The sequence below is a fragment of the Saccharothrix saharensis genome, assembly GCF_006716745.1.
Taxonomy (GTDB): domain Bacteria; phylum Actinomycetota; class Actinomycetes; order Mycobacteriales; family Pseudonocardiaceae; genus Actinosynnema; species Actinosynnema saharense.
Map to the genome: position 1 here is coordinate 7,842,362 of NZ_VFPP01000001.1, position 13,594 is coordinate 7,855,955.

The following is a 13,594-nucleotide window of genomic DNA, read 5'->3' on the forward strand; positions in this document are numbered from 1 at the left end:
CGGTCAGTCGGCCCGGTCCAACGCGGTCTCCACACCGGCGTCCGGTTCCGGCCAGCCGGGGTACGGCGGCGGCGTGCCGTCGAACGCCGGGCACAGCGCCTTGTGGTCGCAGTAGTCGCACAGCCTGCTCGGGTTCGGCCGGAAGTCGCCGGACTTCGCCGCCCGCAGGATCGCGTCCCAGATCGCCTCCAGCGTGCGCTCGAACCGGGCCAGCTCCGCCTCGTCCGGCTGGTAGGCCAACGCCTGCCGGTCGGCCAGGTACATCAGCCGCAGCTGGCGCGGCACCACGCCGCGCAGCCGCCACAGCACCAGCGCGTAGAACTTCATCTGGAACAGCGCCTTGGCCTCGCCGACCTCGCGCGGCGCGGCCCCGGTCTTGTAGTCGACCACCCGGATCTCGCCGGTCGGCGCCACGTCCACGCGGTCGACGTACCCGCGCAGCAGCACGCCCGACGGCAGTTCCCACTCCACCAGCAGCTCGCGGGCGTCCGGGTCGAACCGGCGCGGGTCCTCCAGCCCGAAGTAGCCCTCCAGCAGCTCCTCCGCCGACGCCAGCCACTGCTCCTGCTCCGGATCGCCCTCGGCGAACAGCCCGGCGAACTCCGGCCGCTCGGCCCGCACCCGCTCCCAGGCCGGGCCCACCAGCGCCCGCGCCGTCTCCGGGACGCGTTCGGCGGCGGGCAGCCCGAACAGGTCCTCCAGCACCGCGTGCACCACCGTGCCGCGCACCTGCGCCCTGGTCGGCTTCTCGGGCAGCCGGTCGACGGCGCGGAAGCGGTAGAGCAGCGGGCACTGCTTGAAGTCGCCCGCTCGCGAGGGCGACAGCGCTGGCCTGCGAACAGGGCGGTCGGTGATCGTCGGCACTGCCATGGGACGCAACCCTAGGCCAACCCCCCGACAAGATCGGGTTCCGCTACGCGGCGGCGGAGGCGTAGTCCGGCAAGTCGATCTTGCTGGTGATGTCCCTGCCCGCCTTGAGCATCAGGGCGAGCAGGAACCGGTTGCCCAGCAGGCCGTTGCGCGCACGCAGGCCGAACGTGGTCGCGGGAGCGAGGAACCTGCCCGTGCGGTCCCCGCCCTTCTGGCACCGCCGCGCGTAGTCGCGCATCCGGTCCTCGTAACGCCGGAACGCCGCCCGGTGGTCGCCGTCCGCCGCGGCCAGCTCGCCCGCGAGCACGTACGCGCCGACCACGGCGGTGCCCGTGCCCATCCCGCCGATGGTCGCGCCGCACGCGGCGTCGCCGACCAGCGCGACGCGACCCCGTGACCAGGGGGTGACGTCCACCCGGCTGATCGAGTCGAAGTACAGCTCGGTCGTGTGCGCCAAGGTCGCCAGCAGGCGTGGCGTCTCCCACCCCATGTCGCCGAACGCCTCGACCAGCAGCCGCCGCTGGGCGGCCACGTCGTGCCGGTCGTACGCCAGGACCGGCGACTTGAAGACCACGAACGCACCCCGGTCGCCGAAGGACACGAGCCGGCCCGGCGCGTTGTGGCTCACCGGCGCGCTGTCGAACCCGGCGGGCAGCTCCCAGGTCGCGACGTAGTAGCCGAGGTGGCCGACGAACCGCTCCTCCGGCCCGAAGACCAACGCCCGCACCTTCGAGTGGATGCCGTCGGCGCCGATGACGAGGTCGAACGTCCGCTGCGCGCCGGAGGCGAACGTGACGTCCACACCGTCGGGCGTCTCGTCCAGCGCGACGACCGAGTCGCCGAAGACGTAGTCCACCTCGTCTCTCCCGTGCTCGTAGAGCACTCGTGCGAGGTCTCCGCGCAACACCTCGATGTCGCCGCCCGCGAAGTCCGCCGGCAGGTGGAGCAGGGTCCGGCCGCGCTCGTCGACGAACGTCATCGGGCTGCCCCCGGTCCGCAGCTCGCGCAGCCGGTCCAGCACGCCCGTCCGCTCCAGCACGGTGAGGTGGGTCTCGCCGCGGAAGTCCACCGCCGCGCCGCCGCCGCGCAGGGTCGGCGCGATCTCGACCACGGTCGGCTCGAAGCCGTACCGCGCCAGCCAGTGGGCCGGCGCGGGACCCGCCACGCTCGCGCCGGAGACCAGCACCCGCTCACGCGTCATGTCCGCCCCAAACCGTGTCCGTAGGAAGCAATTCTATTTGTGTATCGTAGACACAGTTTTTGGGCGACGGCAACAGCGGAGGTGGCGATGGACCTGACGGGCAGCCTCGACCTGCTGTGGGGCGACCGTCCCGGCCCCCGCCGCGGCCCCAAGCCCGCGCTGACGCACGAGGTGATCGCCCGCACGGGCATCGCCGTCGCCGACGCCGAGGGGCTCGCCGCCGTGTCGATGCAGCGGGTCGCCTCGGAACTCGGCTTCACGAAGATGTCCCTGTACCGGTACGTGCCCGGCAAGGCCGAGCTGGTCGCCCTCATGGCCGACCTGGCGATGGGCACGCCGCCCGCCGACCTGGGTGGTGGCGACCGGTGCGCACGGCTGCGCGCGTGGGCGCTGGCGCTGCTGCCCGGCTTCCTGCGGCACCCGTGGGTGCTGGAGGCCACCACGGGCCCGCGCGTGGTCGGTCCCAACGAGCTGGCCTGGATGGAAGCCGCGCTGGCCCTCCTGCACGGCACCGACCTGGGCGGCGCGGCGCGGATGGACGTGCTGGCCGTGCTCGCCGGGCACGTGCGCGGCATCGCCCAGCAGGCGGCGACGGCACCGGGCGGCGACGCGGGGACGCGACTCGGTGCGATCCTGGCCGAGGTGGTGCGCGAACGGGGCGACCGCTACCCGGCGGTGAGGGCCGCGCTGGCCGAGGCCGCCGAGGGTGGCGAGGACGAGGCGCTCGGCTTCGGCCTGGACCTCATCCTCGCCGGTCTGCGCGCCCGGATCGGCGAGGACGCCCGGTCCGACCCTGATCCAACACAGTCCTGATACACCCGGCCGCCTAGGCTCGGCACGTGGCGACGACGGGGAGTTGGCGACGGCAGGTCGGCCGGGACGGCGGGCTGCCGCTGTTCCGCGCGGCCGGCATACCCGTGCTGCTCGCGCCCTCGTGGTGGCTGGGCTCGGCGGCCATCGTGGTGCTCTACGCCCCGCTGGTCGGCCGCATCGCGCCCGGCGCGGGCGGCCTCACCGGCGTGCTCCTCGCCGCCACGTTCGCGATCTTCCTCGGCCTCTCGGTGCTCGCGCACGAACTCGGCCACAGCCTGGTCGCGCTGCGCCTGGGCCTGCCGGTGCGGCGGCTGCGCCTGTTCCTGCTCGGCGGCGTGTCCGAGGTGATGCGCGCCCCGACCCGGCCCGGCCACGAAGGTGCCATCGCCGCCGCCGGCCCGATCGTCTCCATCGTCCTGGCGGGCGCGTTCGCGCTGGGCGCCTCCGCCATCCCCGAGCCCGACGCGGTGTGGCTGCTGATCGCGCAGACCGCGTTCGCCAACGCCGCCGTCGCCGTGTTCAACCTGCTCCCCGGCCTGCCGCTGGACGGCGGCCGGATCCTGCGCGCGGGCGTGTGGGCCGCCACGGGCCGCCGCTCGACGGGCACGAAGGCCGCGGTGATCGGCGGCGGCGTGGTGGCCGCGATGCTGGTCGTGTGGGCCGTCTGGGGCGTGCTCGACGGCGCCGAGGACCGCTGGCTCCGCTTCGGCGTGTGCCTGCTGACCGCCTGGTTCGTGCTGGCGGGCGCGCGCGGCGAGTTCACCGCCGAGCGCCGCAGCACCTGGCCCGACGGCCTCACGCTCGGCGAGCTGGTCCGACCCGTGCTGCAACTGCCCGCCGAGAGCCCGGTGTCCGGCGCGCTCACCGCGTCCGCCGGCCGGGGCGTGGTGCTGGTCCGCGCCGACGGCGTCGCCGCCGGCCTGCTCGACCGCGAGCTGGCGCGCCGCCTGGCCAGCACGTCGCCGCACGCGCCCGCCGAGCAGGCCGCCGTGCCGATCCGGCCGGAGACCGTGCTGCTGGAGAACGAGACGGGCGCGGAGGTGGTGGAACGCGTGCACGGCACCGCCGCCTGGGAGTACCTGGTCGTCGACCTCGAAGGACGGCCCGCGGGCGTGCTGCGCCGCGAGGACCTCAAGGCCGCGCTGGACCGCCGCTGACCGGGCCGTCCGCGCCGCCGAGCAGCCCGGCCTCCTGGGCCAGGATCGCCGCCTGCACCCGCGACCGCAGGTCCAGCTTCGTCAGCACCCGCGACACGTGCGTCTTCACCGTCGTCTCACCGATGTGCAGCTTTCGCCCGATCTGGTGATTCGACAGTCCTTCGCCCAGGCAGTGCAGCACCTCGACCTCACGGTCGGTCAGCGCGTCCAACCCGGCCGGGCGGGACCGGGGCACGGCCGAGGCGAACTCCCGCATCACCCGCCGCGTCACGCTCGGCGCCAGCACGCCGTCGCCGGCCGCGACCTGCCGCACCGCCTCCACCAGCGCGGACGACTCCACCGACTTCAGCAGGAACCCCGCCGCGCCCGCCCGCAGCGCGCCGCGCACGTACTCGTCCAGGTCGAACGTGGTCAGCACCAGCACCTCGCACACGCCGCTGAGCTGCCGGGTCGCCTCGATGCCGTCCACGCCGGGCATCCGGATGTCCATCAGCACCACGTCCGGCCGCAACCGCCCGGCCAGCCGCACCGCCTCCGCGCCGTCCGCCGCCTCGCCGACCACCTCGACGCCGTCCGCGTCACCGAGGATCATCACCAGCCCGGCCCGGATCGCCGCGTGGTCGTCGGCCACCACCACCCGGATCACAGCGGGAACTCCGCCCGCACGACCCAGCCGCCGTCGCCGTCACGGCCCGCCGAGAACACCCCACCGACCAGGTGGGCGCGTTCGGCCATGCTCACCAACCCCGTTCCCGTCCCCGGGCCGCGCGCGCCGTCGACCACCTCGTTGCGCACGACCACCACCAACCGCCTGACCTGCCGTTCGAGCACCACCGACGTGCGCGCGCCGGGCGCGTGCTTCACCGCGTTGGTCAACGCCTCCTGCACGATCCGGTACGCCGCGACGTCCACACCCACCGGGAGCTCGCCCGGGTCCGTGCGGCCCCACGACACGTCCAGCCCCGCCGCGGCGGCCGACTCGACCAGCCTGCCCACGTCCGCCAGCCTGCCCACGTCCGTCAGCCACGCCGCCACCGGTTCGTCCTCCGGCTCGTCGGCCCGCAGCACGTCGATCATCGTCCGCATCTCGGCCAACGCCCGCACGCTGTTCTCACGCACCGACTTGAGCACCGTGCGCGCGGTCTCCGGGTCGCCCGAGCGCAGCGACAGCACCGCCTCGGACTGGATCGCGATCGCCGACATGTGCCCGGCCACCACGTCGTGCAGGTCGCGGGCCATCCGGTTGCGCTCGGCGTTCACCGCGGCCCTCCGGTCCAGCTCGGCGATGCGGGCCACCTGCTCGGCGCCCTCCCGGTGCCGCCGCACGTTCGTCGCCCACCACACCGGCACCACGAGCAGCGAGAACACCTGCAACCCGGTGTAGAAGGACTCCTGCCAGCCGACCGCCGCCGCCGCGGTCACCGTCATGCCGACCGTCACCACCGCCACCACGCCCACGAGCACCTGGTGCAGCCTGCGCGGACCGTGCAGCGCGGCCACGAACAGCACGTCGATGCACACCATCATCATGGGCGCGCTCAAGCCGAAGCAGAGGTCGGCCGCCGTGGCCGCCCCCACCACGCCCACCGCCGCCACCGGCGCCCGGTGGCGGAACGCCTGGCCGGCGCACGCCACCGCGAGGACGGCCATCCGCGTGCCGAAGGACGCGTGCCCGTCGCGGCTGCCCATCATCTGGTCCAAGCCGAGCCGGTGGATCAGCAGGCCCGCGGTGAAGAAGGCCACCGCGACCAGCACGTCTCGGCGTTCGAGGCGCAGCTCCACCCCGTCATCACAGCACAGGGCGGGTCCCGTGGCGTCCTACGAACTGATGACCCGGGGTCGGCCGGCCCGACGACGCGCGAGGCGTGCGCCACCGGCAGCATGGTGATCGTGGTTGAACCGTTGGTGTTTCTCATCGTGGCCTGTGAGATCGGGTTCTGGGTGGTGCTGGGCGCGGGTCTGCTGGCCCGGTACGTGCTGCGCAAACCCCGGCTGGGTGCGGTGCTGCTGGTCTGCACACCGGTGGTGGACGTGGTGCTGCTCGTCGCGACCGTCTTCGACCTCAGGTCCGGCGGCGAGGCCACCGGCGTGCACGGGCTGGCCGCGATCTACCTGGGCGTCAGCGTGGCGTTCGGGCACAGCATGCTGCGGTGGGCCGACCAGCGCGTCGCCCACCGGTTCGCCGGCGGACCGCCGCCGGTGAAGCCGCCCAAGCACGGCATGGCGAAGGTCCGCCACGAGTGGCGCGAGTGGGGCAAGTTCGCCGCCGCGTGGGCCATCGCGTGCGCGGTGATGCTGCTGCTGATGTTCGTCGTGGGCACGCCGGAACGCACGCAGGCGCTGTGGGGGCAGATGGCGACCATGACGCTCGTCGGCGGGATCTGGCTGGTGGGCTGGCCGGTGTACCACACCGTGACCGAGCTGGCGAAGGGCGGCCGGACCAGGGAGAAGGTCGGCGACCAGGGCGAGTGACGGCGCGGGTCGCGGGGTGGGCCGCCACGGGCGGTGTGCGGCCCCCGTGCGACCATCGTGCGCTGTTGACACGCGTTTAAGCAGGAGGTTCGCCGCGGTGAGCACCGCCAGTGGTCCGTTCCAGCCGGGAGACCGGGTGCAGTTGACCGACCCGAAGGGGCGGCACTACACGATCGTGCTCGAACCGGGCAAGGAGTACCACACGCACCGCGGCGCGTTGCCGCACGACAAGCTGATCGGGCAGCCCGAGGGGTCCGTGGTCGTCTCCGTCGGCGGCACTTCGTTCCTGGCGCTGCGGCCCCTGCTGTCGGACTACGTGCTGTCCATGCCGCGCGGCGCCCAGGTGATCTACCCCAAGGACGCGGCCCAGATCGTCATGTACGGCGACGTGTTCCCCGGCGCGCGGGTGCTGGAGGCGGGCGCCGGGTCGGGTGCGCTGACCTGCTCGTTGCTGCGCGCGGTGGGCGAGAAGGGCAGCGTGACGTCGTACGAGGTGCGGCAGGACCACGCCGACCACGCCATCCGCAACGTCGAGCAGTTCTTCGGCGAGCGGCCGGGCAACTGGTCGCTGACCGTGGGCGACGTGGCCTCGCACGAGGGTGAGGTCGACCGGGTCGTGCTCGACATGCTCGCGCCGTGGGACGTGCTGCCGGCGGTGTCGCGCAGCCTCATCCCGGGCGGTGTGCTGGTGGTGTACGTGGCGACCACGACGCAGCTGTCGAAGGTCACCGAGGCGATCCGGGAGCAGCAGCACTGGACCGAGCCGCACGCGTGGGAGACCCTCGTGCGGCCGTGGCACGTGGTGGGGCTGGCCGTGCGGCCGGAGCACCGGATGATCGGGCACACCGCGTTCCTGCTGACCACCCGCAGGCTCGCCGACGGCGTCACCCCGCCCCGGCCCCAGCGCCGCCCGTCCAAGGGCTGAGCAAGGCTCCGACCAGCGAGAACGGGCCCCGCACGCGAGGCGCGGGGCCCGTTCGTCGCGGTGGGGGTCGATCAGCTGTTCGGGCAGGCCACCCAGCCGTCGTCGGTCTTCTTGAACGGCAGCGTGTCGGTGTCGTCCTTGACGTACTCCTTCATGCTGTCGGGCACGCCGCTGAACTTCACCGAGACGGTGGCCGTGGCCGCCGTGTCGCTGGTCTCCTCGACCTTGTCGACGGTCAGGTTGACCTTGATGCTCTTCGCCGCCTCCTGGGCCTCCTCGACCTGCTTCTTGAACTCCGGCGGCAGGTCCTCGAGCTGCTTCTCCAGCTCGGCGGCGAAGGCACCCGGGTCGGTCGCCTTCTTGATGTCGTCGATCGTGCCGTGCTTCTCGCTGCAGGTCAGCGTCTTGAGCTTGTCGAAGTCACGGGAGTTGACCGCGGCGACGTAGCTGTCGGCGGCGTCCTTGGCGGTGCCGTTGCTGCCCCCGCCCATCGTCATGACCAGCACGACGACGACACCGATCACGACCAGGGCGCCGACGCCGCCCAGGATCCACGGCAGGGGGCTCTTCTTCGGCGGCGCGCCGTAGGGGTCGCCGAAACCACCCGGTTGGCCGTAACCGGGCTGGTTGAACTGGCCGGGCTGGCCGGGCTGGCCGTAGGGCTGCTGGCCGGGGCCGGGCTGCTGCGGCTGCCCGTAGCCACCGGGCGGCGTGCCGTAGCCCGGCTGCTGCCCACCCTGTGGGAAACCCTGAGGTGGCGGCGGGTACCCGCCGGGCTGCTGGCCGTACCCCGGCTGCTGGCCGAATTGGCCTGGTTGCTGGCCAAATTGACCCGGCTGCTGACCGTAGGGACCCGGCTGCTGCGGCGGGACGGACATCACGTTCTCCTAGAACTTTCCGCTGGTGGCAGTGGACACTGCCCGGACTACGCGCGTGGGACTCGTTATGGGACGCACGGTAGCGGGTAGGAGGTTCCGGCAGACACCGGTATGGAGCAGTTGATCCGGCCGAGCGGGCGGTTTGTGTCATCACACGACGCCCGGGAACCCGCTGGGTGGCGGCTTTTGTCGGTGATCGCCGGTACCGTTGTCGTACGAACACGGGAGGAGGGTGCCGACATGCAGCACGGTCATCCCGGCAGCCAGCCCGATGAGGGTGGCGAGCTGAACAAGGGCAACAACTCTGGTGAGCTGACAGCGCAGATCAGGTTCCTGGAGGACGAGATCGCGTTGCTGCGCCGCAAGTTGACGGAATCCCCACGACACGTCCGCCTGCTGGAGCAGCGGTTGGCGGAGGCGACGGAGCGCGTCAGCCAACTGACCGAGCGCAACACGAAGCTCATCGACACCCTTCGAGAAGCGCGGAGCCAGCTGCTCGCGCTGCGCGAGGAAGTGGACCGCCTCGCGCAGCCGCCCAGCGGCTACGGCGTGTTCCTGGCCCGGTTCGACGACGGCACGGTGGACGTGTTCACCTCCGGCCGTCGCATGCGGGTCTCGGTTTCGCCGGCGGTGGAGACGTCGTCGCTGGTCCTGGGCCAGTCGGTGCGCCTGAACGAGGCGTTGACCGTGGTCGAGGGCGGCGACTTCGAGCGCACCGGCGAGGTCTGCACGCTGCGTGAGGTGCTGGCCTCGGAGACCGCCGACAGCTCGATCGGCCGTGCCCTGGTCGTGGGCCACGCCGACGAGGAGCGGGTCGTCTGGCTCGCGCAGCCGCTGATGGACTCGCCGCTGAAGGCGGGCGACTCGCTGCTGGTCGACTCGAAGGCGGGCTTCGCCTACGAGCGCGTGCCGAAGGCCGAGGTCGAGGACCTGGTGCTGGAGGAGGTGCCCGACGTCCGGTACGAGGACATCGGTGGCCTCTACCGGCAGATCGAGCAGATCCGCGACGCCGTGGAGCTGCCGTTCCTGCACGCCGACCTGTTCCGCGAGTACAAGCTGCGCCCGCCCAAGGGCGTGCTGCTGTACGGCCCTCCCGGCTGCGGGAAGACGCTCATCGCGAAAGCGGTGGCGAACTCGCTGGCCAAGCAGGTCCACGCCGCCCGCGGCGAGGACCACCGCGAGGCCAAGAGCTACTTCCTCAACATCAAGGGCCCCGAGCTGCTCAACAAGTTCGTGGGCGAGACCGAGCGGCACATCCGGCTGATCTTCCAGCGGGCCCGCGAGAAGGCCTCCGAGGGCACCCCGGTGATCGTGTTCTTCGACGAGATGGACTCGATCTTCCGCACCCGCGGCAGCGGCGTGTCCTCCGACGTCGAGACCACGATCGTGCCCCAGCTCCTCAGCGAGATCGACGGCGTCGAGGGCCTGGAGAACGTGATCGTGATCGGCGCCTCCAACCGGGAGGACATGATCGACCCGGCGATCCTGCGGCCCGGCCGGCTCGACGTGAAGATCAAGATCGAGCGCCCGGACGCCGAGGGCGCGAAGGACATCTTCAACAAGTACCTGACGCCCGACCTGCCGATCCACGCCGACGACCTGGCCGAGTTCGGCGGCGACCCGGTGGCCTGCATCGACGGCATGGTGCAGCACACGGTCGAGCGGATGTACGAGGAGTCCGAGGAGAACCGCTTCCTGGAGGTCACCTACGCCAACGGTGACAAGGAGGTCCTGTACTTCCGGGACTTCAACTCCGGCGCGATGATCCAGAACATCGTCGACCGCGCGAAGAAGGCGGCCATCAAGAGCCTGCTGGACACCAAGCAGCCGGGCTTGTCGGTGCGCCACCTGCTGGACGCGATCGTGGACGAGTTCGCCGAGAACGAGGACCTGCCCAACACGACCAACCCGGACGACTGGGCCAGGATCTCGGGCAAGAAGGGCGAGCGGATCGTCTACATCCGCACGCTGGTGACCGGCAAGAACCAGGAGTCGGGTCGGGCGATCGACACGGCCACCAACACCGGTCAGTACCTGTAACACCGCACTGCCTGCGACAACCCGCCTGGAGGACCCGCCCGGACGACGCGCCGGGCGGGTCTTCCGCGTTCCGGGATGTCCGGTGTTCCGGGGTCAGGCCGCGTTCCGGGGTCACGCGCGGGCGGTGACCAGGCCGGATTCGTAGGCGGCGATCACGAGCTGGGCCCGGTCGCGGGCCTGGAGCTTGTGCAGCAGGCGGCCGATGTGGGTCTTCACCGTGCCGGTGGACAGGTGCAGCTCGTGCATGATCTCGGCGTTGGAGAACCCCCGGGCGATCAGCACCAGCACCTCCCGCTCACGCTCGGTGACGCCTTCCAGTCGGATCGGGCGAGGTGGGGGTGTGCGGGTGAACTCCGCCACCAGGCGGCGGGTCACCGAGGGTGACAGCAGGGCGTCGCCGGCGGCCACCACGCGGATCGCGGCCAGCAGGTCGGCCGGGGGAGTGTCCTTGAGCAGGAACCCGCTCGCGCCGGCCCGCAGCGCCGAGTAGACGTACTCGTCCAGGTCGAACGTGGTGAGGATGAGCACCCGGGCGGCGCTGAACGCGCCGATCTCGCGGGTGGCCGCGATCCCGTCCACGTTGGGCATCCGGACGTCCATCAGCACCACGTCCGGGGACGTCGAGCGCACCACGGACACCGCCTCGGCGCCGTCACCTGCCTCGCCGACCACCCGCAGGTCGGGGGCGGAGTCCACGAGCACCCGGAAGCTGCCGCGCAGCAGCGCCTGGTCGTCCACGATCACCACGTCGGTCACGACAGCGGCACCTCGGCGCGCACCGCGAACCCGCCGCCGGCCGGCGGGCCGGCCCAGAACGTGCCGCCGTAGACCGCCACCCGCTCCCTCATCCCGATCAACCCGTGCCCTCCGCCGCCACCGGCCAACACCCGTTCCCCTGGTCCGTCGTCGACCACGTGGATCCGCACCGCATCGTCCCCGACGTCGATCGACACCTCGCAGCGGGCCGGGGCCGCGTGCTTGACCACGTTCGTCACCGACTCCTGCACGAGGCGGTACACGGTGAGCCCCAGCGCGTCGGGCAGCGACCCGGTCACCGAAAGTGACACCTCCACACCGGCGAGCGACGCCCGCGTCACCAATTCGGGCAGGTCGTCCATGCCGGGCATGGGCGCGAGCTCGGCCCGTGAGTCCTCCGAGCGCAGCACGCCCAGCAGCCGCCGCATCTCGACCAGGGTGCCCCGGGACGCCTGCTCGATGACCTCCAGCGCCTCCTTGGCCTGCTCGGGCCGCGCCGACGCGACGTGCGCGGCGACACCCGCCTTGACCGTGATCAGGCTGAGGCTGTGCGCGACCACGTCGTGCAGCTCGCGGGCGATCCGCAGGCGCTCCTCGGCGACGGCCTTGGCCGACGCCTCGGCGGCCTGGCGGTCCTGGTAGGAGCGGCGGATCCGGGTGGTGCGGCCCAACGCCCACGCGGCGCACACGACCACCGTGAGGAAGACCGACAGCCCGAAGGACTCCGGCCACGGCTCGCTGACCAGCACCGCCACCCACGCCGTGCCCAGGGCGGTGGCCAGCGAGCCCACGGCCACCCGCTGCGAGCAGGTCGTGGCCACCATGTACATCGCGAACGCCGTCGCGCTGTAGGGCTCCAGCGTGATGTGGGTGAGCGTGGCGACGTTCTGCGCCGCCAGCACGATGCCCAGGGTGAGGACGGGCCGCTTGCGGCGCAGCGCCAGCGGCGCGCCCACGAGGAGCGCCACCGGGTAGCCCAGCCACGGCGGCACGTCACTCATCCGGGCGAAGTCGAGGTACACCATGATCAGGATCACGGCGATGGCCGTGTCCAGCGCGTACAGGTAGGCGGTCGGCAGCATCCGGAGGACTCGCGACGTCACGACCGGCACGGTAACCGGCGTGGCGGCGCGTGACGTCGGACCACGGTCCGACCCGGAATCGCAGACCCCGGTCCGATCCGCCCCGCGCCCCGCGCCGGCAGGCTCCTCCCCATGATCGAAGTGAGGGAACTGACCAAGCGCTACCGCGCCACGAGGGCCGTGGACGGGCTCTCGTTCGAGGTGAAGCCGGGCTACGTGGCGGGCTTCCTGGGGCCCAACGGCGCGGGCAAGTCCACCACCATGCGGGCGATCCTCGGCCTGGACCGCCCGACGAGCGGCGAGGCGCTGGTCAACGGCCGCCGTTACGCCGGGATCCGCAGACCGATGCACGAGGTCGGCGCGCTGCTCGACGCGGGCGCGGTGCACGGCGGCCGGTCGGCTTACGACCACCTGCGCGTGCTGGCCCGCAGCAACGGCATCAAGGACAGCCGCGTCGTCACGACCCTGGAGCAGGTCGGCCTGGCCGGGGTGGCGAAGAGACGCGTGGGCTCGCTGTCGCTGGGCATGAAGCAGCGCCTGGGGGTGGCGGCGGCCCTGCTCGGCGACCCGGGCGTGCTGCTGTTCGACGAGCCGGTGAACGGGCTGGACCCGGAGGGCATCCGCTGGATCCGGCACCTGATGCGCGGCCTGGCCCGCGAGGGCCGCACCGTGCTCGTGTCCAGCCACCTGATGAGCGAGATGGCCCTGACCGCCGACCGGGTGATCGTGATCGGCCGGGGCAGGCTGATCCTGGAGGCCTCGATGGAGGACCTGCAGGAGAAGTTCAAGCGGGACGTGCTCGTGCGCACCCCCACTCCGGACACCCTGCTCCCCCTCCTGTCCACCGCCGGCGCCACCACCCGCACCGAAGCGGGAGCCCTGCTGGTCCAAGGCCTGGCCGCCCCGGAAATCGCCACCCTGGCCTCCCGCAACCGCATCCCGATCCACGAACTGACCCCGCGCAGCGCATCCCTGGAAGACGCCTACCTGGAACTGACCGAGGACAGCGTCGAGTACCGCACCAAAGAACCCACCGGATGACCGCCCTCCCACCCCCTTGTCTCCTCACTCCGACCCCGCCCAATCCCCGCCCGGCCTCGACCTCGGCCCGGCCTCGACCCTCGACCCCCTCGCCGCCGGCCGCCGGACCCCCGACCCGACCCCGCCCAACGCCTGCTCCCATCGCCTGAAGCCGGCCTCGTCTGACGCCGACCGTCGCCCGACCGACACCAACCCCCCGACCGACACCCGACACCCGCCCGGCCCTCGCCCGACGCCCAACCCTCACCCGACCCTGCCCCCTGGCCCGACACCCGCCCCTCAACCGACCACCACCCAGCCGGACACCTCACGGGCCCTTCGCGTGGTCATCCGACACGTCACCAACCGACCCGAGGCTC

Annotated in this window: 13 protein-coding genes; 6 read left to right on the forward strand and 7 right to left on the reverse strand. The window is 72.3% G+C overall.

The genetic code is table 11. From position 1 onward, the window contains the following. Nucleotides 1-3: 3 nt before the first annotated feature. The gene (locus tag FHX81_RS35770; protein ID WP_141982907.1) at nucleotides 4-870 is read right to left on the reverse strand and encodes a RecB family exonuclease; all 867 of its coding nucleotides are present in this window, start codon (nucleotides 868-870) and stop codon (nucleotides 4-6) included. A 43-nt stretch (nucleotides 871-913) separates the two neighbouring features. Beyond that, a complete protein-coding gene (locus FHX81_RS35775) occupies nucleotides 914-2,071 on the reverse strand; it encodes an FAD-dependent monooxygenase (protein WP_141982908.1) in 1,158 nt (385 codons plus the stop codon). Nucleotides 2,072-2,158: 87 nt separating this feature from the next. Here FHX81_RS35775 and FHX81_RS35780 point away from each other — a divergent pair, with 87 nt between their 5' ends. Next, a complete protein-coding gene (locus FHX81_RS35780) occupies nucleotides 2,159-2,884 on the forward strand; it encodes a TetR/AcrR family transcriptional regulator (protein WP_141982909.1) in 726 nt (241 codons plus the stop codon). 26 nt (nucleotides 2,885-2,910) lie between these two features. Then, nucleotides 2,911-4,041 carry a site-2 protease family protein gene (locus FHX81_RS35785; RefSeq protein ID WP_141982910.1) on the forward strand — a complete coding sequence of 377 codons (1,131 nt, stop codon included), beginning with the start codon at nucleotides 2,911-2,913 and terminating at the stop codon, nucleotides 4,039-4,041. Here FHX81_RS35785 and FHX81_RS35790 read toward each other — a convergent pair. Together FHX81_RS35790 and FHX81_RS35795 are read right to left on the reverse strand one after the other, a co-directional pair. Further along, nucleotides 4,016-4,687, reverse strand: coding sequence for a response regulator (locus tag FHX81_RS35790; RefSeq protein ID WP_141982911.1), 672 nt, complete (start codon nucleotides 4,685-4,687; stop codon nucleotides 4,016-4,018). The two genes, FHX81_RS35785 and FHX81_RS35790, sit on opposite strands and share 26 nt — an antisense overlap. Next, nucleotides 4,684-5,823 carry a sensor histidine kinase gene (locus FHX81_RS35795; protein WP_141982912.1) on the reverse strand — a complete coding sequence of 380 codons (1,140 nt, stop codon included), beginning with the start codon at nucleotides 5,821-5,823 and terminating at the stop codon, nucleotides 4,684-4,686. Before FHX81_RS35795 ends, FHX81_RS35790 begins: the two co-directional genes overlap by 4 nt. Before the next feature lie 99 nt (nucleotides 5,824-5,922). Here FHX81_RS35795 and FHX81_RS35800 point away from each other — a divergent pair, with 99 nt between their 5' ends. Together FHX81_RS35800 and FHX81_RS35805 are read left to right on the forward strand one after the other, a co-directional pair. After that, nucleotides 5,923-6,513, forward strand: a complete 591-nt coding sequence (locus FHX81_RS35800) for a hypothetical protein (RefSeq protein WP_141982913.1) — start codon at nucleotides 5,923-5,925, stop codon at nucleotides 6,511-6,513. Nucleotides 6,514-6,610: 97 nt separating this feature from the next. Continuing rightward, a complete protein-coding gene (locus FHX81_RS35805; RefSeq protein WP_141982914.1) occupies nucleotides 6,611-7,438 on the forward strand; it encodes a tRNA (adenine-N1)-methyltransferase in 828 nt (275 codons plus the stop codon). Between the two features lie 71 nt (nucleotides 7,439-7,509). Here FHX81_RS35805 and FHX81_RS35810 read toward each other — a convergent pair whose 3' ends face one another. Then, nucleotides 7,510-8,316 (reverse strand): Rv0361 family membrane protein, encoded by an 807-nt coding sequence (locus FHX81_RS35810; RefSeq protein ID WP_141982915.1) that lies wholly within the window; start codon nucleotides 8,314-8,316, stop codon nucleotides 7,510-7,512. Nucleotides 8,317-8,556: 240 nt separating this feature from the next. On the opposite strand from FHX81_RS35810, the gene arc reads away from it, so the two are divergent. Beyond that, the gene (arc, locus tag FHX81_RS35815) at nucleotides 8,557-10,356 is read left to right on the forward strand and encodes a proteasome ATPase (protein WP_141982916.1); all 1,800 of its coding nucleotides are present in this window, start codon (nucleotides 8,557-8,559) and stop codon (nucleotides 10,354-10,356) included. A 111-nt stretch (nucleotides 10,357-10,467) separates the two neighbouring features. On the opposite strand, the gene FHX81_RS35820 is transcribed toward arc, so the two are convergent. Both FHX81_RS35820 and FHX81_RS35825 read right to left on the reverse strand, forming a co-directional pair. Next, nucleotides 10,468-11,112, reverse strand: a complete 645-nt coding sequence (locus tag FHX81_RS35820; protein ID WP_141982917.1) for a response regulator — start codon at nucleotides 11,110-11,112, stop codon at nucleotides 10,468-10,470. Further along, a complete protein-coding gene (locus tag FHX81_RS35825) occupies nucleotides 11,109-12,215 on the reverse strand; it encodes a sensor histidine kinase (protein WP_141982918.1) in 1,107 nt (368 codons plus the stop codon). Before FHX81_RS35825 ends, FHX81_RS35820 begins: the two co-directional genes overlap by 4 nt. A 111-nt stretch (nucleotides 12,216-12,326) precedes the next feature. Here FHX81_RS35825 and FHX81_RS35830 point away from each other — a divergent pair, with 111 nt between their 5' ends. Further along, nucleotides 12,327-13,235, forward strand: coding sequence for an ABC transporter ATP-binding protein (locus tag FHX81_RS35830; protein WP_141982919.1), 909 nt, complete (start codon nucleotides 12,327-12,329; stop codon nucleotides 13,233-13,235). Nucleotides 13,236-13,594 lie beyond the last annotated feature (359 nt).

What these genes read in the sequence shown, in the direction of transcription:
- FHX81_RS35780 (WP_141982909.1), top strand. Translation starts at nt 2,159, where the DNA reads ATGGACCTGACGGGCAGCCTCGACCTGCTGTGGGGCGACCGTCCCGGC.
- FHX81_RS35810 (WP_141982915.1), bottom strand. Translation starts at nt 8,316, where the DNA reads ATGTCCGTCCCGCCGCAGCAGCCGGGTCCCTACGGTCAGCAGCCGGGT.
- FHX81_RS35775 (WP_141982908.1), bottom strand. Translation starts at nt 2,071, where the DNA reads ATGACGCGTGAGCGGGTGCTGGTCTCCGGCGCGAGCGTGGCGGGTCCC.
- FHX81_RS35770 (WP_141982907.1), bottom strand. Translation starts at nt 870, where the DNA reads ATGGCAGTGCCGACGATCACCGACCGCCCTGTTCGCAGGCCAGCGCTG.
- FHX81_RS35800 (WP_141982913.1), top strand. Translation starts at nt 5,923, where the DNA reads ATGGTGATCGTGGTTGAACCGTTGGTGTTTCTCATCGTGGCCTGTGAG.
- arc (WP_141982916.1), top strand. Translation starts at nt 8,557, where the DNA reads ATGCAGCACGGTCATCCCGGCAGCCAGCCCGATGAGGGTGGCGAGCTG.
- FHX81_RS35830 (WP_141982919.1), top strand. Translation starts at nt 12,327, where the DNA reads ATGATCGAAGTGAGGGAACTGACCAAGCGCTACCGCGCCACGAGGGCC.